The sequence below is a fragment of the Erythrobacter litoralis genome (assembly GCF_001719165.1).
Classification (GTDB): Bacteria; Pseudomonadota; Alphaproteobacteria; order Sphingomonadales; family Sphingomonadaceae; genus Erythrobacter; species Erythrobacter litoralis.
Map to the genome: position 1 here is coordinate 3078327 of NZ_CP017057.1, position 23026 is coordinate 3101352.

The 23026-nt window shown below is 66.5% G+C and carries 22 protein-coding genes; 9 read left to right on the forward strand and 13 right to left on the reverse strand.

The window, feature by feature from the left end; all coding sequences use genetic code 11:
* The first annotated feature begins 54 nt into the window (after positions 1 to 54).
* The 5 genes from Ga0102493_RS16205 to Ga0102493_RS14655 all read left to right on the forward strand — a co-directional run bounded on the left by Ga0102493_RS16205 (position 55) and on the right by Ga0102493_RS14655 (position 4852).
* A complete protein-coding gene (locus Ga0102493_RS16205; RefSeq protein WP_161490078.1) occupies positions 55 to 192 on the forward strand; it encodes a hypothetical protein in 138 nt (45 codons plus the stop codon).
* Between the two features lie 42 nt (positions 193 to 234).
* Positions 235 to 1440: an acyl-CoA dehydrogenase family protein gene (locus Ga0102493_RS14640; protein WP_051697785.1), complete on the forward strand. Its 1206-nt coding sequence runs from the start codon at positions 235 to 237 to the stop codon at positions 1438 to 1440.
* 84 nt (positions 1441 to 1524) lie between these two features.
* Entirely contained in the window at positions 1525 to 2766 is a 1242-nt protein-coding gene (locus Ga0102493_RS14645) for a CoA transferase (RefSeq protein WP_034902342.1), read from the forward strand.
* The gene (locus Ga0102493_RS14650) at positions 2767 to 3993 is read left to right on the forward strand and encodes an acetyl-CoA C-acetyltransferase (RefSeq protein ID WP_034902345.1); all 1227 of its coding nucleotides are present in this window, start codon (positions 2767 to 2769) and stop codon (positions 3991 to 3993) included.
* 10 nt (positions 3994 to 4003) lie between these two features.
* The gene (locus Ga0102493_RS14655) at positions 4004 to 4852 is read left to right on the forward strand and encodes an HTD2 family dehydratase (RefSeq protein ID WP_034902348.1); all 849 of its coding nucleotides are present in this window, start codon (positions 4004 to 4006) and stop codon (positions 4850 to 4852) included.
* A gap of 2 nt (positions 4853 to 4854) precedes the next feature.
* Here the strand turns inward: Ga0102493_RS14655 and Ga0102493_RS14660 are convergent, their stop codons facing one another.
* Genes Ga0102493_RS14660 through ppk2 form a run of 3 tightly spaced genes read right to left on the reverse strand, consistent with a single transcriptional unit; the run spans position 4855 to position 6834 of the window.
* Positions 4855 to 5058, reverse strand: a complete 204-nt coding sequence (locus Ga0102493_RS14660; protein ID WP_034902351.1) for a type II toxin-antitoxin system antitoxin — start codon at positions 5056 to 5058, stop codon at positions 4855 to 4857.
* Positions 5059 to 5080: 22 nt separating this feature from the next.
* The gene (locus Ga0102493_RS14665; protein WP_418251644.1) at positions 5081 to 5974 is read right to left on the reverse strand and encodes an SPFH domain-containing protein; all 894 of its coding nucleotides are present in this window, start codon (positions 5972 to 5974) and stop codon (positions 5081 to 5083) included.
* 59 nt (positions 5975 to 6033) lie between these two features.
* Positions 6034 to 6834, reverse strand: coding sequence for a polyphosphate kinase 2 (ppk2, locus tag Ga0102493_RS14670; protein ID WP_034902354.1), 801 nt, complete (start codon positions 6832 to 6834; stop codon positions 6034 to 6036).
* A gap of 61 nt (positions 6835 to 6895) precedes the next feature.
* On the opposite strand from ppk2, the gene phhA reads away from it, so the two are divergent.
* On the forward strand, positions 6896 to 7834 hold the full coding sequence (gene phhA, locus Ga0102493_RS14675; protein ID WP_034902357.1) for a phenylalanine 4-monooxygenase: 939 nt from the start codon (positions 6896 to 6898) through the stop codon (positions 7832 to 7834).
* Positions 7835 to 7839: 5 nt separating this feature from the next.
* Here phhA and Ga0102493_RS14680 read toward each other — a convergent pair whose 3' ends face one another.
* From Ga0102493_RS14680 to Ga0102493_RS14695, 4 genes are all read right to left on the reverse strand, one after another.
* A complete protein-coding gene (locus tag Ga0102493_RS14680) occupies positions 7840 to 8085 on the reverse strand; it encodes a hypothetical protein (protein ID WP_236922247.1) in 246 nt (81 codons plus the stop codon).
* 127 nt (positions 8086 to 8212) lie between these two features.
* Positions 8213 to 9058 carry an undecaprenyl-diphosphate phosphatase gene (locus Ga0102493_RS14685; protein WP_034902363.1) on the reverse strand — a complete coding sequence of 282 codons (846 nt, stop codon included), beginning with the start codon at positions 9056 to 9058 and terminating at the stop codon, positions 8213 to 8215.
* A gap of 257 nt (positions 9059 to 9315) precedes the next feature.
* Positions 9316 to 11490 (reverse strand): M13 family metallopeptidase, encoded by a 2175-nt coding sequence (locus Ga0102493_RS14690; RefSeq protein WP_034902366.1) that lies wholly within the window; start codon positions 11488 to 11490, stop codon positions 9316 to 9318.
* Between the two features lie 165 nt (positions 11491 to 11655).
* A complete protein-coding gene (locus tag Ga0102493_RS14695; protein WP_236922345.1) occupies positions 11656 to 13383 on the reverse strand; it encodes an ABC transporter transmembrane domain-containing protein in 1728 nt (575 codons plus the stop codon).
* A gap of 369 nt (positions 13384 to 13752) precedes the next feature.
* Here Ga0102493_RS14695 and Ga0102493_RS14700 point away from each other — a divergent pair, with 369 nt between their 5' ends.
* Positions 13753 to 15012, forward strand: a complete 1260-nt coding sequence (locus tag Ga0102493_RS14700; protein ID WP_034902369.1) for a polyhydroxyalkanoate depolymerase — start codon at positions 13753 to 13755, stop codon at positions 15010 to 15012.
* A gap of 14 nt (positions 15013 to 15026) precedes the next feature.
* On the opposite strand, the gene Ga0102493_RS14705 is transcribed toward Ga0102493_RS14700, so the two are convergent.
* From Ga0102493_RS14705 to Ga0102493_RS14730, 6 genes are all read right to left on the reverse strand, one after another.
* Positions 15027 to 16322: an agmatine deiminase family protein gene (locus Ga0102493_RS14705; protein WP_034902372.1), complete on the reverse strand. Its 1296-nt coding sequence runs from the start codon at positions 16320 to 16322 to the stop codon at positions 15027 to 15029.
* Positions 16323 to 16377: 55 nt separating this feature from the next.
* The gene (locus Ga0102493_RS14710; RefSeq protein ID WP_034902374.1) at positions 16378 to 16848 is read right to left on the reverse strand and encodes a hypothetical protein; all 471 of its coding nucleotides are present in this window, start codon (positions 16846 to 16848) and stop codon (positions 16378 to 16380) included.
* Positions 16849 to 16852: 4 nt separating this feature from the next.
* Positions 16853 to 18034, reverse strand: a complete 1182-nt coding sequence (locus Ga0102493_RS14715; RefSeq protein ID WP_034902377.1) for an acetyl-CoA C-acyltransferase — start codon at positions 18032 to 18034, stop codon at positions 16853 to 16855.
* 95 nt (positions 18035 to 18129) lie between these two features.
* Positions 18130 to 18579 carry a MaoC family dehydratase gene (locus tag Ga0102493_RS14720; RefSeq protein WP_034902379.1) on the reverse strand — a complete coding sequence of 150 codons (450 nt, stop codon included), beginning with the start codon at positions 18577 to 18579 and terminating at the stop codon, positions 18130 to 18132.
* Positions 18580 to 18660: 81 nt separating this feature from the next.
* Positions 18661 to 20067, reverse strand: coding sequence for a putative O-glycosylation ligase, exosortase A system-associated (locus Ga0102493_RS14725; protein WP_034902382.1), 1407 nt, complete (start codon positions 20065 to 20067; stop codon positions 18661 to 18663).
* Positions 20067 to 20270, reverse strand: coding sequence for a hypothetical protein (locus Ga0102493_RS14730; protein WP_034902385.1), 204 nt, complete (start codon positions 20268 to 20270; stop codon positions 20067 to 20069). Before Ga0102493_RS14730 ends, Ga0102493_RS14725 begins: the two co-directional genes overlap by 1 nt.
* 109 nt (positions 20271 to 20379) lie before the next feature.
* Between Ga0102493_RS14730 and Ga0102493_RS14735 the strand changes: the two genes are divergently transcribed.
* Positions 20380 to 21657, forward strand: coding sequence for a TIGR04063 family PEP-CTERM/XrtA system glycosyltransferase (locus tag Ga0102493_RS14735; protein ID WP_051697787.1), 1278 nt, complete (start codon positions 20380 to 20382; stop codon positions 21655 to 21657).
* Positions 21658 to 21700: 43 nt separating this feature from the next.
* Positions 21701 to 22927, forward strand: coding sequence for a hypothetical protein (locus Ga0102493_RS14740; protein ID WP_034902388.1), 1227 nt, complete (start codon positions 21701 to 21703; stop codon positions 22925 to 22927).
* Positions 22928 to 23026: the final 99 nt, after the last annotated feature.

Sequence of the window (23026 nt, forward strand, 5' to 3'; positions counted from 1 at the left end):
GTGTGCCCGGTTCTGACCGCCTGTAGCGGCGATGCGGGCGGGCCGCCGACAGGCGTGAGCGAGGGCGAGGCGCAGGCGCTCGAGCAAGCAGCCGAAATGCTGGAGGCCGAGCGCCTGCCCGAGGGGGTCGTCCCCGGGACGCAGGCGCCGGAAGCAGCCGGCCCCGAAACCGCGCCCGAAACCGCTTCGTAGTTTCCGCGCGCCCGAACCAATCCAAGCAATCGAGACTGACCCATGAATGCCCCTATTGCCAACCCCGCCCGCACCAATCCCGGAATGGACGAGGAGACTTTCGAGCAATTCGCCGAACAGCTTCAGCGCTATGTCCGTGAACGGCTGATCCCGGCGGAAAAGGACGTGATCGAAAACGACCGCGTGCCCGAGGACATTCTAAACGAGATGCGCGAGATGGGCCTGTTCGGCATCTCCGTTCCGCAAGAATATGGCGGAGCGGGGCTCAACACCCGGCAATATGCGCGTGTCGTCAATATCATGAGCTACGCCGCGCCCGCCTTCCGCTCGATCTTCTCGATCAATATCGGCATGTTCGCGAGCGCGCTGAAGAACGGCGGGACCGAGGCGCAGCGCCAAGAATGGTATCCCAAGCTGATCGAGGGCAGGATCGCCTGCTTCGGCCTCACCGAGCCGGGATCCGGTTCCGACAGCGCGGCGATGCAGACGACCGCCGTGCCCGACCCGGACGGCAATGGCTGGATTCTGAACGGATCGAAACGCTACATCACCAACGCTCCGCATGCCGATGTCGCGCTGATCATGGCGCGCACGGAAAAGGAGGCGCTGCCCAAGAACGCGCATGTTTCCGCCTTCATAGTGCCGATGGATACGCCCGGCATCTCGACCGGATCGCCCGATAAAAAGATGGGGCAGGCAGGCTCCCACATCTCCGACATCATGCTCGACGATGTGAAGGTGCCGGGCGATGCGCTCTTGGGCGGAGAGACGGGACAGGGCTTCCGCTTTGCCATGCAGAGCCTCGACAATGGCCGCATTTCGGTGGGCGCGGCAGCGACCGCCTATGCCCGCCGCGCGCTCGATTCGGCGCTGCGCTATGCCAATGAACGCAAGGCATTCGGCGAACCGATCGCGCGTTTCCAGCTTATTCAGGCGATGCTCGCCGACAGCGAGACCGAGATTTACGCCGCCGAATGCATGATGAAGGACGTGACCGAACGCGTCGACCGGGGCGAGAACACCATCGCCAAGGCCGCCGCCTTCAAGGTCTTCGCCTCCGAGATGTGCGGCCGCGTGGTCGACCGGGTGGTGCAGATCTATGGCGGGGCGGGCTATCTCGCCGAATACGATGCGGAACGGTTCTATCGCGATGCACGCATCTACCGCATCTACGAAGGCACGACGCAGATCCTCCAGCTCCAGATCGCCAAGCACATGCTGCGCGAATGGGAGAAGGTGCACGGCTGACGACCGGTCCCGCCCGCGCTGGCGGGAAGCCGGAAAGGACATGTCCTGCGGGCGGCCCCGGCCCCCGCTTTCGGGGGATCACACTTGTACAACCTGCTGAGCGACCTTTCGATCATCGAAGTCTCGAGCTTCGTCGCCAGCCCGACCGCCGGTCTCTATTGCGCGCAGCTGGGCGCGGAGGTGATCCGCGTCGACCACACGGCGGGCGGGCTCGATTACGACCGCTACATGCTGACCAAGGAAGGCCGCTCGCTCTCTTGGGAGAATCTCAACCGGGCGAAGAAATCGGTGGCATTGGACCTGCGCAGCGGCGAGGGGCGCGAGCTGTGCGTCGAGCTTGCGGCGAGGACCGGGCAGATGATCACCAACCTGCCGGAAAAGAGCTTTCTCGGCCACGATACGGTGAAGGCGAAGCAACCCGCCGAAGCGCCCGAACTCGTCTCGGTCAGGATCATGGGCTGGCATGACGGGCGCCAGGCGATGGATTTCACCGTCAACGCGGCCTCGGGCTACCCGCTGATGTGCGGGCCCGAAGAGTGGGAGATGGAAACCGCGCCTCCGGTGAACCAAGTCCTGCCCGCGTGGGACTTCATCACTGGTGCCTACTCGGCCTTCGCTCTGATGGCGGCGCTGCGCCACCGTGACGCCACCGGCGAGGGTAGCGAGGTGCGCATTCCGCTCGGCGACGTTGCCATCGGCACGCTCGCCAATTCGGGGACGATGGCCGAAATGCTCTATCGCAAGGCTGACCGCGAACGGCTCGGCAATGCGATCTGGGGCGCGTTCGGGCGCGATTTCCGCAGCAAGGACGGCAAGCGCTTCATGGTCGCCGCGCTTACGCCCAAGCAATGGAACGGCCTCGTCGAAGCCTTCGGGCTGGAGACGCCCATCGCACAGCTTGAAGCCGAGGTCGGGGTGAAATTCGCCGATGGGGACCGCCCGCGCTTCGAACATCGCCACCGCCTGTTCGACCTATTCCAGCGCGTCGCGGGGAGCCACGATTACGAGGCCCTCGAAGCGCGCATGGCCGCGAATGGCTGCACGTTCGAACGTTACCGCACCGCGCACGAAGCGGCGAACGATCCGGTCCTCGTCGCGGACAACCCGTTGTTCGGGCCATCGCCCGCCAACCCTTCGGGTTTCGAATATCCCGCCACCCGCAGCTTCGCCAACCTGCCCGCGCGGGAGCCGGGCGACCCCGCCCCCGCGCCCTACCTCGGCCAGCATTCGGAAGAAGTGCTCGCCGAACGGCTCGGCCTATCGAGCGGCGCGATCGGCAAGCTTGTCGATGCCGGGACCGTCGCCCTTTCGGACAAGGATCGCTGAATGACCAGAAGAGCCGCCATCTGCACCCCGCTCCGCACCCCCGTGGGCAAGTTCCTCGGCGGATTGTCGAGCATGGACGCGGGCCAACTGGGCGCTGTGATCCTCAAGGCATTGGTCGAGCGTTCGGGCATCGATCCCGCGCGGGTCGACGATGTCGTCTTCTCGCAGGGCTACGGCAATGGCGAGGCCCCGGCGATCGGGCACTGGTCGTGGCTCGCCGCCGATCTCCCGCTCGAAGTGCCGGGCTTCCAGCTCGATAGACGCTGCGGGTCGGGCGTTCAGGCGATCGCGACCGCGGCGATGATGGTCGAGACCGGCATGGCCGACATGGTCGTCGCGGGCGGCGTCGAATCCATGTCCAATGTCGAGCATTACACCCTGCAGGGCCGCGGCGGGGCGCGGATGGGCGACATCACGCTGCATGACCGGCTGTCGCGCGGGCGGGTGCGCAGCCAGCCGATCGAACGCTTCGGCGTCATCAGCGGAATGATCGAGACCGCCGAAAACCTCGCCAAGGATTACGGCATCACCCGCGAACAGGCCGACGCATACGCCGTGCGCTCGCACCTGAACGCGGCGAGGGCGTGGGACGAGGGCCGGTTCGACGCACAACTGGTCCCGGTGGACGTGCCGCAGCGCAAGGGCGATCCGGTGCTTTTCGCAAAGGACGAGGGCTTCCGCCCCGATGCCTCGATGGAGACGCTGGGCGCCCTGCGCGCCATCGACGGCAGGCGCGACGCACAAGCGATCGTGACGGCGGGCAATGCCAGCCAGCAGAACGACGCGGCCGCAGCCTGCCTCGTCGTCGCGGAGGACAAGCTCGAGGAACTCGGCCTCGAACCCATGCTGTGGTTCGGCGGCTGGGCAGCGGCGGGCTGCGATCCTTCGCGCATGGGGATCGGCCCTGTCCCGGCGGTCGAGCGCCTTTTCGCGCGCCGGGGCTACAGCTGGGCCGATATCGGCCTTGTCGAGCTCAACGAAGCCTTCGCTCCGCAGGTGCTCGCCGTGCTCAAGGGCTGGGGCTGGAGCGAGGACGACAGCCGCCGCGAGATCCTCAATGTCAATGGCTCGGGCATCAGCCTCGGCCACCCGATCGGCGCGACCGGCGGGCGCATCCTTGCAGACATGGCGCACGAGATGAAGCGCCGGGATGTGCGCTATGGGCTTGAGACCATGTGCATCGGCGGGGGTCAGGGCATCGCCGCGGTGTTCGAGAACGCCCAATGAGGAATTCGGCGTGAATTACGACGCCTGGATCGGGCGCGAGCAAAGGGCGCGCGACACGCTGACCCCGGCGCTCGCGGCGCGTTTCCATGCAACCTTCGACCTCGGCGCGCCCGAGAGCAAGCTGATGCCGCAGGGCATCCATTTCTGCCTGTGCACGCCCGAGGCCCCGACCGCCATGCTGGGCAAGGATGGCCACCCGGCACGCGACGAGACCCCGGCAAGTTTCCTGCCGCCCTTCCCGATGGAGCGGCGGATGTGGGCCTCGAGCGCCATCGAATTCCGCGCGCCTCTGATTGTCGGCGCCGCTATCGAGCGCGTCAGCCGGGTCGTCTCGATCAGGCGGAAGGAAGGCTCGAGCGGCCCGCTCGCCTTCGTCGACGTCGCGCATGAAACCAACGCCAACGGCACGCTATCGGTTATCGAGACGCAGACGCTGGTCTATCGCGAGGCCGCCCCGCCCGACGCGCCGCTCGGGCCTCCGGAGCCGGGCGAGGCGCGCTTCGACAAGGCCGCATGGGACGCGCACACCGCGCTTACTCCGGACCCGCGGCTGCTGTTCCGCTATTCGGCGCTGACCTTCAACACCCACCGCATCCATTACGACGCGCCCTATGCGCGCGGGGTCGAGCGTTATCGCGGGCTCGTCGTCCACGGCCCGTTGACCGCAAGCCTGCTGTTGCAGCTGGCCGCGCGCGAGCTGGGTGCGAACGCGCTGCGGACCTTCGCCTTTCGCGGGCGTTCACCTGCCATTGCGGGCGATCTCCTCCACCTTGCCATGCGTCAAGGCGAGGACGGCCATGATCTCGGCGCCTTTGCGGCGGACGGGCGGCAGGTCATGAGCGCCTCGGCGGCGGTCTGACGTCACTCCGCCTTGGGCGGCCTGCCGCGGCGCGGCGGCGGCGTGCGCTTGACCTCGATCCCGCGCGCGGAAAGAGCCTCGCGCAGCAGCATCTCGATCTCGGCATTGGCCGATCTCAGTTCCGCCGCGGCGAGGCGCTCTATGGCCTTGTGCACCTCCGGGTCGAGCCTGAGGGCGAAGGCCTTTTTCGCTGAGGGTGCAGCCATGGCTGCCTCCTTGGGTCACGGATTACTGGTAGAGCGTCCCGGTGTTCACGACGGGCTGAGCCTCGCGGTCGCCGCACAGGACGACCAGCAGGTTCGAGACCATCGCGGCGCGCCGTTCCTCGTCGAGTTCGACGATGCCGTCATGGCTCAGTTTCTGGAGCGCGTCCTCGACCATGCCGACCGCGCCGATCACGACCTTGCGCCGGGCGGAAATGACGGCATCGGCCTGCTGGCGGCGCAGCATCGCCCCGGCGATTTCGGGCGCATAGGCGAGGTGGGTAAGGCCCGCCTCGTCCACCGTGATCCCGGCAACCTGGAGCCTTTCGTTGAGTTCGACGATCAGTTCGCGGTTCACCACGTCGCCGCTGCCGCGCAGGGTCGTTTCGTCATCGTCGGACATGTCGTCATAGGGATGGCGCGATCCGACCGTGCGCAGGCCCGCCTCGATCTGGATATTGGTGAATTCCTTGTAGTCGTCGACATCGAACACGGCCTGCGCCGTGTCGGCGACGCGCCAGACGACGTTGCAGGCGATTTCGATCGGATTGCCGCGCAGATCGTTGATCTTGACCCGTTCGGAATGAATGTTGTGGGCGCGCACGGAGACCTTTTCCTTGCCGAACCACGGCCACACCCAGTGCAGCCCGTCCTTGCGCACCGTCCCGCGATATTCTCCGAACAGGGTGAGCACGACCGCCTGGTTGGGCTGGATCATGAAGAAGCCAGTGAGGATGAAAAGGATCACCACCACGCCCGCGATTGCCGCAATGAGCGTCGGCTCCCCCTCGCCAAGCGCGATGTACACCAGCGCGGGCACGAGCAGCAAAGCCAGCATCAGGACCAGCATCACATAGCCGTTGGAGGCGCTGCCCTTGCGTTCGCTGCTGGCAGCCATCGAATTCACGCGTTCAACCACGTCGCTTCCCCTCTCTGATATAACTAAGATATCATATTTATATCAAACAGCCCGCCCTGTCAATCGCGCGCCCCGTCGACGTCGGTGGCGTAGGGCGCGATCGGCGCAAGCACCTCGTAACTTTCCGCTTTCGGCTCCCGTCCGAGCTCGGGAAAGGCGATCGGCGCGGGCTCGACATGGGTATCGGGCAGGCGGTCGAGCAGGTTGCGGATCAGCGTCAGCCGCCCGCGCTTCTGGTCGTTGAAATCGACCAGCGTCCAAGGGGCGTGGCGGGTGTGGGTCTCGCGCAGCATGTTCTCGCGCGCATGGGTGTAGGCATCGTATTTCTCCCGCGCGGCCAGATCGACCGGCGACAGCTTCCAGCGCTTGAGCGGGTCTTCGAGCCGTTCGCGCAGGCGATCTTCCTGCCGGTCCTGATCGGTCGCCAGCCAGTATTTGAACAGCAATATGCCGTCATCGACCAGCAGACGCTCGAAATCGGGAACCTGCCGCAGGAAATGGGCGACCTGTTCCTCGTCGGCATAGCCCATCACCTTTTCGACCCCGGCGCGGTTGTACCATGACCGGTCGAACAGGATGATCTCGCCCGCGCTTGGCAGGTGAGCGACATAGCGCTGGAAATACCATTGCGTGCGCTCGTCCTCGCTCGGTTTCGACAGCGCCACGGTGCGGCACTGGCGCGGGTCGAGCCGGTCGCGCACGGCCCGGATGGCGCCGCCCTTGCCCGCCGTGTCGCGGCCCTCGAACAGGACCACGATCCGTGCCCCCGTCGCTTTCGCCCAGCGCGCCATGCCGACCAGTTCCGCGGTCAGCGGCTCCAGCGCCCTGCGATATTCCTTGCCCTTCAGCCTGTCCGCCATACGCGCCCCTTTCGCCTCTTTGCCCTTGCACGCCCGGGTGATTGGTATCAGATGCAACCACATGGCCACCCTTGCTGATACCGAGCCCGATTTCACCAAGCTGCCCGAAATGTCGGGAGATGTCTTTACCGCTCCGCTCACCCGCCCGTCGCATGTCGGCGAGGACTGGCTTGAAAAGGAGCAGACCGCTTACGGCAGCGAGGATCATGCGGTCTGGAACGACCTGTTCGCGCGCCAGATGGAAATTCTGCCCGGCCGCGCGGCGAGCGCTTTCATGGCGGGGCTCGACAAGCTCGATCTCGGTCGCGGCGGCGTGCCCGAATTCGCCCGGCTGTCCGAGGAACTGGGCGCGCTGACGGGCTGGAGCGTCGTGCCAGTGCCGATGCTCATCCCCGATCACGTGTTTTTCTGGCACCTCGCCAACCGGCGCTTTCCCGCGGGCAATTTCATCCGCACGCGAGAGACCTTCGACTACATCCAGGAACCCGACGTCTTTCACGACGTCTTCGGCCATGTGCCGATGCTGACCGATCCGGTCTATGCCGCTTACATGCAGGAATATGGCCGCGCCGGGTGGAAGGCGATGCGCTACAACCGGCTGAAGGCGCTGGGCGCGCTCTACTGGTACACGGTCGAATTCGGCCTGATCGAGGAAGAAGCGGGCATTCGCGCCTACGGTGCGGGCATCCTCTCCGGCCCGACCGAGGCGCGCTTTGCGGTGGAGGCGGAAAGCCCCAACCGCATCATGCTCAATGTCGACCGGGTGATGCGCACCGATTACGTCATCAGCGACCTGCAGCCGACCTATTTCGTGATCGAGAGTTTCGAGGACCTCTACCGCCAGACGGTGGAGCGCGATTTCGACCGGCTCTACCGCAATCTCGCGCCCGGCTTCACCTACGCCAATTCAGCGGTGATCGATGTCGACAATGTCGTGAACCGGGGCAGCCAGGAATACCACCTGCGCGGCGGACGCGGAAGCGGGGCGAAACCGGTCTAGGGCGCTCAGGCGCCGACCTGCCGGCGGATCACCGCGTGGTAGAGCACCAGCGCCCCGACCGTCGCGGCAAGAGCCACGCCGAGCGCGACGAGCGAGAGCCCGCCCAAGACCACCCCGCCATTGACGAGCAGGCCCGAAATCAGCGCGACCAGCAGGCCGGCAGCGGCCTGGCGCAGGATCTCGCCCGGCTCCTCGGTGCGGGCGATGATCGAGGATAGCCAGCCCAGCGTCGTCCCCAATACAATCAACACCAGTAAAGCCATCGCAAAATTATTGCCTTTGTCTCGATTGGAAATGCGACCCCTTCGAAGGGCACTATGATTGCAAAACACGCATGGAGCGCAATCGGTTCCCCCGCTGGCTGCGCCGATGCGCTCCTCAGAAGAAATAGAACAGCGCCGTGCCCATCAGGACACGGTAGACGACGAAGACCATCATCGAGGCGCGCTTCAGGAAATTCATCAGGAATGCCATCGTCGCGAAGGCCGCGATAAAGGTCAGCGTGCCAGTCACGATCGCATCCATCAGCAGCGCACTGTCCGCTTCGAGGAGGTCGGGCACGATCAGCACGCCTGCCCCCGCGACCGCCGGGATCGACAGCAGGAAGGAAAAGCGAGCCGCCTCGAACCGGCCATAGCCCAGCAGCCGCGCCGCCGTCATCGTGACGCCCGACCGGCTCGTTCCCGGGATCAGCGCCAGCGCCTGCGCGCAGCCGACGATCAGCCCGTCGCGCCAGGTCATCTGTTCGAACGTCTTTTCCTGCCGCCCGAAACGGTCGGCAAGGCCGAGCAGGATGCCGTAGACGATCAGGTTTGTGGCAATCAGATCGGTGAAGCGGATCGAGGCGAGCAGGTCGTCCTCGACGATCCGGATGCCGAAGGTCGCGCTCACCACGCCGTTGAGAAAGCCGAGCTTGATCGCCAGCCCGAAGATCACGGCGGGGATCGTGCCGAGCAGGATCCACCAGAACAGCCGCCGCTGCTCGGGCGCCTTGCCGATGCCGATGGTGGCGAAACCGCCCCGCGCGAGACCGGCGACATCCTTGAAGAAATAGACGATGATCGCGAGCAGCGAGCCGACATGGACCGCGATGTCTATCATCGGGCCCTGGTCGGGGAAATCGGTCAGGAACGGGATCAGGATAAGGTGTCCGGACGAGGAGATCGGCAGGAATTCGGTGATCCCCTGCACCACCGCGATCAGAAGCATCTGGAAGAATGTCATGGCCCGGGCCTTGGCATCTGCCGATGCCAAGTCAATTCTTTTTGCTCGAGGTCCATCCGGGCCTGCGATTTCCTCATCCCTTGGGGGCTGCGGGCGCACGGTCGCGCTTACGACGCCTGCGGCGTCGGACCAGCGCGGTTACGCCGCCGTCATCGCGAAGTACGCTCGCTTCAGCGACCGCAAGGCCGAGCGGCCGCCCGCAGCGATGCGACCTTCAGGTCGCGTGAGCGAGGACATGGCAGCCCGGATGGGCTGCCTCACCAAATGCGCACGCGCTCTTCGGGGGGGATGTACAGCGCGTCGTCCTCGGTCACGCCGAAGGCTTCGTACCATTCGTCGAGATTCCTGACGACGCCGTTGACCCGGTATTCCTCCGGGCTGTGCGGGTCGGTGCGCAGGCGCTGGCGATAGTTTTCCTCGCGCTGCATCGAACGCCACACCTGCGCCCAGGCGAGGAAGAAGCGCTGGTCGCCGGTCAGCCCGTCGATCACCGGCACGTCCTTGCCCTCGGTCGCGATCCTGTACGCGCGGTAGGCGAGGGATAGCCCGCCCAGATCGCCGATATTCTCGCCCAGGGTGAAGCGGCCGTTGACGCAGGTCTTGCCCTCGTCGAACGGGCAGAACGCATCGTATTGCGCGACCAGCGCGTCGGTCCTGGCATCGAAATTGGCGCGGTCCTCGTCGGTCCACCAATTGCGCAGCTTGCCGGTGGCGTAGTATTTCGAACCCTGATCGTCGAAGCCATGGCCGATCTCGTGCCCGATGACGCCGCCGATCGCGCCGTAATTCACCGCCGGGTCCGCGCTCATCCCGAAGAAGGGCTGCTGCAGGATAGCGGCGGGGAAGACGATCTCGTTCTTGGTCGGATTGTAATAGGCGTTCACCGTCTGGGGCAGCATGAACCATTCGGTCCGGTCGATCGGCTGGCCGAGCTTGGCGACATTGTCCGCCCGCGCCCATTGCGCCGCGGCCATGGCATTGGCGATCGGGTTGCCGCGCGTGATGACGAGCCCGTCATAGGTTTCAAGGTTGTCGCGATAGCCGATCTTGGGATCGAAGCTCGCCAGCTTTTCGAGCGCCTGGGTCTTCGTCTCCTCGCCCATCCATTCGATCTCCCCGATCGAGACGGCGACGGCCTTGCGCAGATTGGCGACCAGCTCCTCCATCGCCGCCTTGTTCTCCGGCGGGAAGTAGCGCTCGACATAGGACTTGCCGATCAGCTCGCCCAGCATCCCCTCGGCAGCATCGATTGAACGCTTCCAGCGCGGGCGCTGCTCGGGCGTGCCGCGCAGGGTCTTGCCGTAGAAGGCGAAAGTCGCCTCGTCGAAGCGGGTCGGCAGGATGTCGGCATTGTCCGACAGCATTTCCTTGACGGTCCACGCCTGCAGCGTCGCGACCGGGGTCTGGCCGAGGACCTCGAACATGCCGGGCAGGCCGGTGCCGATCTTCGCCAGCGTCTCGGCATTGAGACCGAGTTCCTCGATCTCCTCGTCGGTCGGCGGCATCATGCTGACGACAAAGGTCGGCGATTGCGACAGGCCCATCGCCTCGATCATCGCGGTGACGGGCAGCGGCCCCGCCAGCGCCGCCATCTCGTCCGCCGAGACGCGGTTGTAGGTGAGGTCGCGATTGCGGCGCGCGGTGCGGTCCCACATCACTTCGCGGGCGAGCCGATCCTCGAAGGCGTAGACCGCGGCCGCGGCGGTTTCGGGGTCGGAATAGCCCGCCTCGCCCAGCAGGAAGGCGAGATAGTCGCGATACTTGCGCTGGATTTCGCGGCCTTCCTCGCTCTCGTCGAGGTAATAGTCGCGGTCGGGCAGGCCCAGACCGCCAATGCCGATCTGCGCGACATAGCGGTCGGGCTGCTTGGCATCGACGCCGACGAAGCCTCCGACCGGGCTGGCAATCCCGGGACGAGCCCAGATCATCGCCAGCCGATCGAGCGAGGTCGCGGCGAAAATCTCGTTCAGATAAGGCCGCGCCGGGTCGAGCCCGGCGGCATCGATCGCGGCGGTGTCGAGATGGGTTTCATAGGCATCGACGATCCGGCGTTCGTTGGCGGACAGTTCCGCGCGCGGCTTGGCCGTGAGCTCGTCCATCAGCGCCTTGACGTCGCTGGTGGACTTCTCACCAAGCAGGGTGAACGCGCCGAAACGGCTGTATTCCGCCGGCAGCGGGTTCGCATCGAGCCATTCCTGGTTGACGTAGGCGAAGAAATCGTCGCCCGGATCGATCTCGTCCGAAAGCAGCTCGGGATCGACGCCCCATTCGCCGAAGCTCATGGTGGGCGCCTCGGTCTCGGCGCTTTCCCCTGCCTCCTTATCGATCAGCGTTTCGATCGTGCCGTCATCCTCATGCGCCGAAGCGGGCAGGGCGATGGCAAGGGCAAGCGCAAGCGCGCTGGCGCCGGAAAGGGCGGTGTGTGTGATCATGGTGCGAAGTCCCGTTTTCTCTCGTGCCCGTTTTCTCAAGGGTTCACCGCCCGCCAAGCCCCCCCGGCCTTGCGATGCGATCTGTCGGAGCGAGATAGGGCGTGCGCGCGTGAACGGGGGGCCGCTCGTCCGAGCGGGATCGCATTTCATCGAAAAGCGAAGGGGTCAGGCGGCCTCGGTATCGGCGAATTGCAGCCTGGCGAGCCGTGCATAGAGCCCGCCCGCAGCGGCGAGTTCGGCATGAGTTCCCTGCTCGACCACCTCGCCCTTGTCGAGCACCACGATCCGGTCGGCGGCGCGCACGGTCGCCAGCCTGTGAGCGATGACGAGAGTGGTGCGCTGGGCCATCAGTTTCTCGAGCGCGTCCTGCACCAGCCGCTCGCTTTCGGCATCGAGCGCGCTCGTCGCCTCGTCGAGCAGCAGGATCGGCGCATCGCGCAGCAGCGCGCGGGCGATCGCGACCCGCTGCTGCTGGCCGCCCGACAATTGCGTGCCGCCTTCGCCGAGATAGGTGTCGAGCCCGTCGGGAAGCTCGCGCAGGAAGGCTTCCGCATTGGCCGCGCGCGCCGCTTCCCAGATTTCCTCGTCGCCCGCGTGCCACTTGCCGTAGCGCAGGTTGTCGCGCGCATCGGCGCTGAACAGCACCCCGTCCTGAGGCACCAGCGCGAGCCGGTCGCGGATGTCGGCGGGATCGGCCTTGGTTAACGGCACGCCGTCGATGCGGATCGTGCCGGCCTGCGGATCGTAGAAGCGCTCGACCAGCTGGAAGATTGTCGATTTTCCCGCCCCCGAAGGCCCGACGATGGCGACGGTTTCGCCCGGCTCGATTTCGAGCGTGAAGTCCCTGAGCGCGGCGGTTTCGGGCCGCGCGGGATAACGGAAGGTCACATTGCGGAACGACAGGCTGCCGCGCGGCGGTTCGGGCAGCCTTTCGGGCCGCGCGGGCGGCGCGATCGCGGGCTTCGCCTCGAGCAGTTCGGCGAGCCGGCTTGCCGCCCCCGCGCCGCGCAACAGGTCGCCATAGACCTCCGTCAGCGCGGCGAACGAACCCGCCACGACCGCCGCGGTAAAGACGAAGGACACGATCGTCCCGCCGGTGATCTCGCCGCTCGCGACGCCTTCCGCCCCGCGCCACAGCAGCAGGACGATCGAACCGAAGATCGCGAGGATGAACATCGCGGTCATCGCCGAACGCAGCACGATCCGCCGCTTGGCAGTCTCGAAGGTGCGCTCCACCGCCGCGCTGAAGCGGTCGGTCTCGCGCGGCTGCTGGTTGAAGCCCTGGACGATTTTCATCGCGCCCAGCACCTCGGTCACCATGGCGCCGACATCGGCCACCCGGTCCTGGCTGTCGCGCGAGATGGTGCGGATGCGGCGGGCGAAGATGACGATCGGCAGGATCACTGCCGGAATGCCGAGCGCGAGCCAGATGGTGAGTTCGGGCAGCAGCCAGAACATGTAGGCCGTCCCGCCGATCCCGAGAAAGGCGTTGCGCAGCGCGACCGACACGGTCGTCCCCACGACGGTCTCGATGATCGCCGTGTCGGCCGTCATCCGGCTCGAGATTTCCTTGGGGCTGTTGGCCTCGTAGAAGCTGGGCGAGAGGCGCATCAGGTTCGCGTGGACCTTGCACCTCAGGTCGGCGACGACCCGTTCGCCAAGCCAGCTGACGTAGTAGAACCTCACCGCCGTCCCGATCGCGATGACGGCGACGATGACCAGCAGATAGCGAAACCAGCGCCCGATATCGCCCGCGCCGTCCGCGCCGAAACCGCGATCGACGATAAGCTGCAGCGCCGCGGGTATCGCAAGCGTGCCCGCGGCGGTGACGGTAAGAGCAATGATCGCAAGGATGACCTCGCGCGGATATTTCGCCGCCTCGCGGTACACCATCCGCAGCGGGGCGAGCGAACGCGGCTTGTGCTCGCCCTCATCGGCGAAGGTCTCGAGCTCGGCTTCCTCGGCGATCTCGCGCGCTTCGAGCGCCTCGGCACCGGGGGCGTCGCCATCGTCGGGGAGCCGCGGGGGCGCGCTCCGTGCTGTCATATCCCCGTCCATGATGGGGTGATCTAATGGCACAGCCGGCGGATTTCACGTGTAAAAAGTGCATGGGAAGCGCCGACGGCGCGGTTTCCTGCCGAATTGTGCATTGCACAATGGCCATCAAGGCTCCATCTAGCTCGCGCAGGGCGCCGATCCGCGCCACACGATTCACGGCCCGCGCGATGGGGATCCGCCCGGGCCACACAAGACGGGAGCGACATGCTTTACCAGGCCTATGAACTCCAGCGCAGCTGGCTCAACGGCGCGAGCCTTTGGGCGACCATGAGCATGGAAGCGCTGACCAACCCTTCCAATCCGATCGGCTACACCCCCTTCGCCGGCATCGCTGCCAACGCGCTCGACGTGTTCGCCCACGCGACCGCGACCTATGGCAAGCCGGCTTTCGGCATCACCGAGGTCGAAAGCGGCGGCAAGACCTGGCCGGTGATCGAGGCGACGGTGGTGAACAAGCCGTTCGGCGATCTCAAGCGCTTCCGGCTCGACGGGATCGAGGAGCACGAGGGGAAACCACGCCAGAAGCTGCTGATCGTCGCCCCGATGAGCGGGCATTTCGCGACCCTGCTGCGCGGCACGGTGCGCCGGATGCTCGAAAGCTACGAGGTCTACATCACCGACTGGGCCGATGCGAAGCTGGTTCCCCTCCACGAAGGCAGCTTCGATCTCGACGATTACATCGACTACCTGATCGAATTCCTCGAATATATCGAAAGCGTCGAGCCCGACGCAAAGAAGCGCCAGCGCCCGCACATGATGGCGGTGTGCCAGCCGAGCGTCCCGGCCTTCGCCGCGACCGCGCTGATGAACCTCCACAAGTCGAAGGCGACGCCCGCCACGCTGACCATGATGGGCGGCCCGATCGACACGCGCGAAAGCCCGACCAGCGTCAACAACCACGCGATGAACCGCCCGATCGAATGGTTCCGCCAGTCGGTCATCGCCACCGTGCCGATGAATTATCGCGGCGCGGGCCGGCGGGTCTATCCCGGTTTCATGCAGCTTTCCGCGTTCATGAGCATGAACCTGCAGAGCCACATGATGAGCCATTACGAGATGTTCAAACACCTCACCGAAGGCGACGAGGACAGCGCGAACGCGACCAAGGATTTCTACGACGAATATCGCAGCGTGTGCGACATGACCGCGGAATTCTATCTCCAGACGGTGGAGGAAGTGTTCCAGAAGCACTCGATCCCCACGCGCACCTTCGAACACAAGGGCGAGATCGTCGACATCACCGAGATCACCGACACCGCGCTGCTGGCGATCGAGGGCGAGCGCGACGACATTTCAGGGCTCGGCCAGACCAAGGCGGCCTTGAAGCTGACGCCCAAGCTGCCCGACGACATGAAGCGTTACTACATGGCCGAAGGCGCGGGGCATTACGGCATCTTCAACGGCAGCAAGTGGCGCAAGAAGATCGCGCCGGTGGTCGAGGAATTCATCGCCGCGCATTCCTGACGCGGCCTTTCGCGTCAGGCGGGCACCGCCGGCTGCTGCTGCGTCAGGCAGTGGACCCCGCCGCCGTCCCAGTTCGCGGCCAGCGGATCGATCTGCACCACCTCGCGATCCGGGAAATGCTCCTTGAGGATTTCGGCCGAGCGCTCGTCGCTTTCGGCAAGATGGTCGGGCCGCCCCTCCCCGCCATAGCGCGCGCCCACCACCACGCCATTGGTGACGAGGAAGTTGCAGTAACTCACCGCGGGCACGTCGATCACCTCGTCGCCGACCTTGAAATCGCGATAGACCGAGCGCGCATCGAAACCCCGGGGAGCGGCGGTGAAGTCGCGCTCGGTCAGTGTGCGCCGCCGCAGGAACGGCTCGACATCGGGGACCGGCATGGTGACGACGTTGAACGGCCTGCCGTCGGGATCGCGCGCCTGTTCGAGCTGGCGGCGGTTTTCGGCGAGGATTTCGTGATCGAGCCGCATCAAAGCATCGCGGTCCCGCTCGCGCTCGCTCACTTCGGCGACGAGGATCGTGTCCTCGCTCACGAAGCGGACATATTCATCGACATGGCCGTTCGCGCCCCAGCCGAAGAAATTGCCGACCTTGGGCCCGGCAAAGACGCGGTCGGTGATCGGCGCGCGGTCGAGCCAGATAACCTGGTCCTTGCCATAGAGCCGCATCATTTCGCGCTCGATCTCTTCGAGCGGCTTGCCGGGATTGCGGTGCAGCGTGGCGTCGCGATAGGCGACGAGGCTGCGCGAATTGACGTCGATCCCGCCGCCCTCCGCGATCACGTCGGAAGGAACGAGGCGATAGCCGCGCCTTTCCGCGATCTGGCGCGGCGCCTTGCCCCGCGCGAGCTGGCCCGAGCTGCTCCACGGCCAGGGAAAGCCGTAATTGCCCCATGTGAAACCCGCGATCTGCAGCCGCTGGCCGTTCGAGACGAAAAGCGGCCCGGTGTCCCTGACCCATAGATCGACCGTGTCCTGGATGTGGAAGTCGATCCTGTCGGGCAGGATCTTCCTTTCCGCCATCAGTGCGCGGATTTGCCCGGCGCTCGCCTCGTCCTCGATATTGATCGTGACCGGGACATGAGGCGTGAGCGCGGCGAGCATGTCGAGCCGCAGGCGCACGTGGTCGGGCTCGTCGAAAAGGCCCTTGGTCCAGCCGATCCAGACCGCTTCGTGAGCGTGCCATTCGGGCGGGAAGGTGAAGCCCGCCGCACTTTCGCCCCCGGAAGCGGCAGCGCCCGTACCCGCAAGGCCCGTCCCCGTGGCCAGCGAAGTGGCCGCAGCGCTCGCCAGAAATTCGCGTCTGTCCATAATTCCCCCTGTTCGGGGCGAACTTGCGACAAATGCGCGCGATCGGCAAGCGCGCCTAGGCGCGGCTCGGCGGGGGGCGGAAGAGCTGGCGGGCGAACAGGAACAGCCCGCGGTAGAAGAGATAGGTCAGCGTGCCCGCGAGGACCGGGAGGCCGGGCGCGTCGAAGATCACGCCCTCTACCCACAGCGTCCGCGCCCACAGCGGTCCCGTCAGCATCAGGTGCGCCGCAATGGCGAGCGCGACGCCCGCCGTATCGGCGGCGAGCTGCGGGATCGGCAGCTTGCCCAGCACCCATGCCAGCCCCCACGCGAGCGCGCACAGCGTCACCGTGCTCGCCAGCGTGAAGCCGAGCCATGCAAGCGGCGCGGCGGCGAAGGGGGATCCTTCGCGGCTCACGTGATCCCAGTAATCGAAGAGGCTCGAAACGCCGACCAGCGCGAACAGCCAGAACCAGTGGGAGGCCAAGAGCGAAACGGGCAGCGACCCGCTCGCCCCGCCTTCACCGGTCCCGGCCTCGCCAGTCATCGCCTCAGAAGACCTCGAACAGGCCGGCCGCGCCCATGCCGCCGCCAACGCACATGGTGACGACGACATACTTGGCACCGCGGCGCTTACCCTCGATCAGCGCGTGGCCCGTGCAGCGCGCGCCGGTCATGCCGTAGGGATGGCCGATCGAGATCGAACCGCCATTTACGTTGAGGATGTCGTTGTCGATGCCGAGCTTGTCGCGGCAGTAGAGCACCTGCACCGCGAAGGCCTCGTTCAGCTCCCACAGGCCGATATCGTCCATCTTGAGACCCGTCGCCTTGAGCAGCTTGGGGATCGCGAAGACCGGGCCGATGCCCATTTCATCGGGCTCGGTGCCGGCCACCGCCATGCCGACATAGCGGCCGAGCGGTTCGAGGCCCTTCTTCTCGGCGAGCTTGGCTTCCATCAGCACGGCGGCCGAGGAACCGTCCGAAAGCTGCGAGGCGTTGCCCGCGGTGATGAACTTGTCCGGGCCCATCACGGGGTTCAGCGACTGGAGGCCCTCCAAAGTGGTCGAGGGACGGTTGCCCTCGTCCTTGGTGATGGTGACTTCCTGCTGGCTGACCTCGCCGGTTTCCTTGTCCTTGACCATCATCGTGGCCGTCACCGGCACGATCTCGTCGTCGAACCGGCCCGCTTCCTGCGCGGCGGCGGTGCGCATCTGCGATTGCAGCGCGTATTCGTCCTGTGCATCGCGGCTGATGTTGTAGCGCGCGGCGACGGTTTCCGCCGTGCCGAGCATCGGCATGTAGATGTCCTTGTGCATCGCGATCAGCGAGGGATCGGGCGCGACGCGCATTTCGGGGGTCTGGACCATCGAGATCGAATCCTGACCGCCGCCGACGACGACATCCATGTTGTCGACCGTGATCTGCTTGGCCGCCGTGGCGATCGCCATCAGGCCCGAGGAACACTGGCGGTCGATCGTCTGGGCCGCGACCGTCACCGGGGCGCCGCCACGCAGCGCGACCTGGCGGCCGATATTGCCCGACTGGGTGCCCTGCGTGAGGACGCAGCCCCACACCACGTCGTCGATCTCGGCCGGATCGATCCCGGCGCGCTCGACCGCGGGCTTGAACGAATAGGCGCCCAGCGTCGCTCCGGGCGTGGCGTTGAAGCCGCCCTTGTAGGCGCGGCCGATGGGGGTGCGGGCGGTGGAGACGATGACGGCGTCACGGGTCATGGGTGGGGGTATCCTTGCATTGGGTGGGTACGCCCCCGCACGGGGGCGGGGGCGCGGTCATTCACAGGCTCGCGCCGCGATGGGCGCGGGTTGGTTCAGACGAAATACTGCGTGATCCATTCGCAGATCAGGGCAGGCTTGTCCTCGCCTTCGATCTCGATCGTGATCTCGGCGGTCTGCTGCCACTGGCCCGGGCGCTTTTCGATCATCTCGAGCAGCTTCCAATGGCCGCGAATGCGCTTGCCGACGCGGACCGGGGCGATGAATCGGGTTTTGTTGCCGCCGTAATTGACGCCCATCTTGACGTTGTCGATCTTGGGCATGTCGCTGTTCGCGCCGAGATAGGGGATCATCGACAAGGTCATGAAGCCGTGCACGATCGTGCCGCCGAACGGCGTCATCTTGGCCTTTTCCTCGTCGATGTGGATGAACTGGTGGTCGCCGGTCGCATCCGCGAACATGTTGACCTTTTCCTGAGTCATCTCGACCCATTCGCTGGTGCCGATATTCTCGCCGGCCTTCGCGGCCAGTTCTGCGGGGTTCATGGGGCTCTCCTCGTCCGGGTTGCAATTCGGGGCGCTTCATGGCGCATGAGGCCGCGTGTTGCAATCGCCGGGAGGGAGGGATCAGCCTGCCGCTACGGCTCCGCCGGGGGCCGCCTTGCGCCGTGCACGGCTCGCCCCGGCCCTGGCGCTGCGTTCGAGCCCCGAACGCGCCGAATCGAGCCTCCTGCAATAGGTCGCAAGGCCGATCTGGAGGCCGATGATCATCAGCATGACCGGCTGGTATCCGATCCCCTGGAACAGCGCGCCGACGAAATAGACGAGGCTCGCCAGTTGCAGCGCGACCGCCATCGGCGCGATCCACGCCTCTCTTTCATCCGGTGGTTCGTGCCCCTCGCCTTTCCAGCGGCGGTGGATGCGTTCCATCTGCCAGACACCCAGCCCCTGCAGCGCGAACCAGATCGCGAGCCCCGGCCAGCCCTGTTCGCCCAGAAGTTCGAAGATCGCGGAGTGATAGGCGCGGCCCTCGTCCGTCACCTTCTTGTAGCGCAAAGTGGCGGTGTTCCCGCTCTCCTCGCGCACCGGCATGACATAGGTGAAGGAATTGCCGCGATAGGCATCGAAGCCGCCGCCGAAAGGGTTTTCCTTCGCATAGTCGATGGTCCATTCCCACACCGCCAGACGGGTCGAGGCGCTTTCATCGCCCGACGGCGCGGTGATCGTCGCCATGCGTTCGTAGTAGCTCTGCGGCAGGAACGGCAGCGCCATCAGCCCGGCAAGCCCCGCGCCCACGACATAGAGCACCCGCCGCTTCACATAGCGCAGCAGCAGCACGCCCAGCACCGCGATGCAGACGAGCCCGGTGCGCGCCTCGGTCCCGATCGGCACCATCAGGCAGGCGAAGATCAGCAGCACCGCAAATGTCGTGACCATCCAGTGCGGGCGGAACACCGTGCCGAACCGGGTGAACCACCAGATCAGCGGGGTGAGCGCGATCGCGACCGTGGCCAGCGTCGAACTTTCGTAGATCCCGCTGTTGTCGTTGACGAAGAAATTGAGGTTCTCGTAGCCCCCTCCGCCCAGCACGGTCTTCATCCCCGTCCCGATCACGATCGTCGCGACCGACAGGACCAGCGTCAGCGCCAGCCCCTCGATCCGCGCCCGGGTCGTTAGTGTGAAGGGCAGGAAGATCGCGAACAGCAGCGCCTTCCACACCCAGTCCCACTTGGTAGCGGCGGGCTCGGGGAAATCGGCGTTGCCGGTGGTCCACCAGCAATATCCTAGCAGCATGACAAGCAGCGCTTGCCGCGCGGTGAAGCGAGCGCCTTCCTTGCGGTCGAGCACCAGCCAGCCGCCGAAGGCCGCGGCAAAGGCGATCAGCGAGACGGGCAGCGAGGTGATCAGCGAATAGCCGATCCGCTGCGGGGCGAGGATGTCGATATAGACGTAGAGCAGCACCCATACAAAAGGCCGCTTGATCCCGAGCACCAGCACGTAGGCGATGAAGGCGAGGAAGACGAGGTCGAGCATCAAAGATCGGGCCCGGGCCCTGCATCCGCCGTCCTGCGCGCTGCCTTGCGCCCGGCGGAACTGTGCGCCCGGCGCTTCGCCGCGCCCTCGTCCTTCAGCTCCTCGACCAGCGGATCGGTGTCGACATCGCCTCTCAGCGCAAGGCGCAGCAGCGCGACGGCGAGCAGGCCGTGGCCGAGAGCAAGGGCAATCTGGTCGATCATGGTCGTCGCATCCGGATGCGGCGAGGAGACATCGGGCCTCCGCGCGCATGGCCTCGATACCGGCTCCCGGTTGACGCGCCGTTAAGCACGCCCGCGGTAGGGAAAGGCGATGATCCGCGTGCTCCACGTCCTCGACCATTCGCTGCCGCTGCACAGCGGCTACACCTTTCGCACGCGCGCGATCCTAAAGGCGCAGGGCGCGCTCGGGCTGGACGTGCGCGGCATCACCGGGCAGCGCCACAATATCGAACCGGGCAGCAACGGGGGTATCGAAAGCCCGCAGGTCGCGGACGGCCTCACGTTCTACCGCACGCCGGGCGCACCGTCCGGCCCGCCGCTCATTACCGAATTCGCCAAGATCCGCGCGCTCGCCGGCGCGATCAGGCGGCTTGCGACCGAATGGCGGCCCGACATCCTCCACGCCCATTCGCCCGCCCTGAGCGGGGCGGCGGCGCTGATGGCGGGGCGCGCCCTGGGCCTGCCGGTGGTCTACGAAATCCGCGCCTTCTGGGAGGATGCGGCGGTCGGCAACCGGACCGGACGCGAAGCTTCCGCGAAATACCGCGCGACCCGCGCGCTCGAGACCGAGGTGGCGAAACGCGCCGATGCGCTTTTCACGATCTGCGATGGACTGCGCTCCGACATGATCGCGCGCGGCATCGCGCCGGGGCGAATCGGGGTGATGCCGAACGGGGTGGACCTGTCGCTGTTCAGAGAACCGGTCGCGCGGGACGACGCACTCGCCGCCGAACTCGGGATCGACCGCGAGGCCCCGGTGATCGGCTATATCGGCAGCTTCTATGCCTATGAGGGGGTGGACGACCTCATCGCCGCCATGCCGCGCCTGCGCGAAAGCCATCCCGGCGCGCGCCTGTTGCTGGTCGGCGGGGGCGAGATGGACGGGGAATGGCGCGCCGCCGCCGCGCGCCTGCCCGAACCGCAATCGGTGATCTTCACCGGGCGCGTCCCGCATGGCGAGGTCGAGCGCTATTATTCGCTGATCGACGTGCTCGCCTATCCGCGCAAGAGGCAGCGCCTGACCGATCTCGTCACGCCGCTCAAACCGCTCGAGGCGATGGCCCAGCGGCGTCTCGTCGCCGCATCCGATGTCGGCGGACACCGCGAACTCATGACCGACGGATCGACCGGCACGCTGTTCGCGCCCGACGATCCGGCCGCCTGCGCCGACGCGCTCGGCGAGCTGCTTTCGCGCCGCGAGGACTGGGACGCGATTCGCGCGCGCGCCGAGGCGCATGTCCGCGCGCGCCACGACTGGCAGGCGAATGCGCAGCGTTATCTTGCCGTTTACCATCGCCTGCTAGGCCCGACGGGCCGCGTGACGGGCGCGCGGACGGAACATGGCCCCGGCGCGGGGCTCGAGGCCTGACCGGGCAGCCCCGGCACGGGCCATTCGCGGGGAAGCTGCGGCAATGAAACTCGAGCGGATCACGGCGAACACGATCGACGAGGCGGGCGAGCCCGATAGCGGCGGCGAGGACATCGCCCCGCGCGAGGTTTCCCGAAGGCGTCGGCGCGGCCGCACCGCCGCACTCGCCGCGCATCGTGCCTTCGCCCCGCTGCTCGGGACTTGGGGCGCGGCGCTGTTCGGCCTCGCGGTGCTTGTCCTGCCCGCTACCGCGACCGCGCGCTTTGCCCTGCTTGCCGGCCTCGCCGCACTTGGCGGAGCCGCTCATTATCTCATCGCCGCGCTCGCGGCGCTTGCCGGGGGCGTGTTCGCCTTCGGCATTGCGCGCGCGGCCTCGCTCAGGGTCCGCCGTGCCGCGGCGGATTCTGCGTTCTTCCCGGCGACGCGCCCGCGGCCGATCCGGCCGGCCGAGGAATTGGGCAGCGAAAGCCTCGATGCGCCGCTTGAAAAAATGCCGCTCGGCATGAAGGTGGCGGACTGGCTCGGGCGAAATGTCGCCGAGGGCGAAGTGCCGCAGGACGGGGAGGCGCAGGATGCCGCCGCCCCTGAGGGACCGAGCGCCGAGGAGCACGCCGCCGCCGCAATGCGGCGCCGCCTCGCCCGGGTGCGCGGCGAGGCGCAGGCGGCCCGCGCTCCCGCCGAGGATCACGCTGCGCAGGAGGATGACGCCGAAGACGCTGCCCCCGCCGCCGAACCGGCCGAGGCCGAGGTCGAAACCCCCGCCGACGCCGAGACGAACGCCGAAACCCAAGCGCCGGAAACGGTGCCCGAACTCGACCTTGCGCGCTTCGCGCAGCTTTCCGGGCGTAATGCCGTGTGGGTCGAAGGACCCCTGCCCGAAAGCATTTTTTCCGGCGAGGCGCAGGACGATGCGGAGCCGGCCCCTGAAAAGCCGCAGGAACGTCCCCGGTTTGGGTCGGCCGCGATCGAGCATCTGCGCGCCACCCCCGCGAAGGATCTGAGCCTCGTCCAGATGGTCGAACGGCTCGCCGCCGCGCTCCATGAACGCGAAGCCGCCGAACAGGCCCGCGGCAGCGGCGATGCGGCGTCCGGCAACGACCCGCGCAGGAACGCGGCTCGCGATGCGGCGCTGGCCGAGGCGATCAGGGTGCTGGGCGTGCTCGCCGGGGGCGACAACGCGGGGGAAGAGGGCGAAGCGTCCGGCGACCCGGCAACGCGGGAGCTCGCCGCCGCGCTGACACGGTTGCATGACATGCGCGGCGCTGCCTGAAACGACGCATCGCGCGCAACACGCGGCGCTTTAGACCCCTCGCGAGCAACGAACCTATCGTCGCCACGCGGACAGGCGAAATATTCCTTCGTCTTTCGC

Coding starts and splice junctions, on each gene's coding strand:
- phhA (WP_034902357.1), top strand. CDS start 6,896: ATGGCCACCCTTGCTGATACCGAGCCCGATTTCACCAAGCTGCCCGAA.
- Ga0102493_RS14735 (WP_051697787.1), top strand. CDS start 20,380: ATGATCCGCGTGCTCCACGTCCTCGACCATTCGCTGCCGCTGCACAGC.
- Ga0102493_RS14695 (WP_236922345.1), bottom strand. CDS start 13,383: ATGGTGTACCGCGAGGCGGCGAAATATCCGCGCGAGGTCATCCTTGCG.
- Ga0102493_RS14650 (WP_034902345.1), top strand. CDS start 2,767: ATGACCAGAAGAGCCGCCATCTGCACCCCGCTCCGCACCCCCGTGGGC.
- Ga0102493_RS14715 (WP_034902377.1), bottom strand. CDS start 18,034: ATGACCCGTGACGCCGTCATCGTCTCCACCGCCCGCACCCCCATCGGC.
- Ga0102493_RS14705 (WP_034902372.1), bottom strand. CDS start 16,322: ATGGACAGACGCGAATTTCTGGCGAGCGCTGCGGCCACTTCGCTGGCC.
- Ga0102493_RS14720 (WP_034902379.1), bottom strand. CDS start 18,579: ATGAACCCCGCAGAACTGGCCGCGAAGGCCGGCGAGAATATCGGCACC.
- Ga0102493_RS14685 (WP_034902363.1), bottom strand. CDS start 9,058: ATGACATTCTTCCAGATGCTTCTGATCGCGGTGGTGCAGGGGATCACC.
- Ga0102493_RS14740 (WP_034902388.1), top strand. CDS start 21,701: ATGAAACTCGAGCGGATCACGGCGAACACGATCGACGAGGCGGGCGAG.
- Ga0102493_RS14640 (WP_051697785.1), top strand. CDS start 235: ATGAATGCCCCTATTGCCAACCCCGCCCGCACCAATCCCGGAATGGAC.
- Ga0102493_RS14700 (WP_034902369.1), top strand. CDS start 13,753: ATGCTTTACCAGGCCTATGAACTCCAGCGCAGCTGGCTCAACGGCGCG.
- Ga0102493_RS14690 (WP_034902366.1), bottom strand. CDS start 11,490: ATGATCACACACACCGCCCTTTCCGGCGCCAGCGCGCTTGCGCTTGCC.
- Ga0102493_RS14725 (WP_034902382.1), bottom strand. CDS start 20,067: ATGCTCGACCTCGTCTTCCTCGCCTTCATCGCCTACGTGCTGGTGCTC.
- Ga0102493_RS14710 (WP_034902374.1), bottom strand. CDS start 16,848: ATGACTGGCGAGGCCGGGACCGGTGAAGGCGGGGCGAGCGGGTCGCTG.
- Ga0102493_RS14660 (WP_034902351.1), bottom strand. CDS start 5,058: ATGGCTGCACCCTCAGCGAAAAAGGCCTTCGCCCTCAGGCTCGACCCG.
- ppk2 (WP_034902354.1), bottom strand. CDS start 6,834: ATGGCGGACAGGCTGAAGGGCAAGGAATATCGCAGGGCGCTGGAGCCG.
- Ga0102493_RS14730 (WP_034902385.1), bottom strand. CDS start 20,270: ATGATCGACCAGATTGCCCTTGCTCTCGGCCACGGCCTGCTCGCCGTC.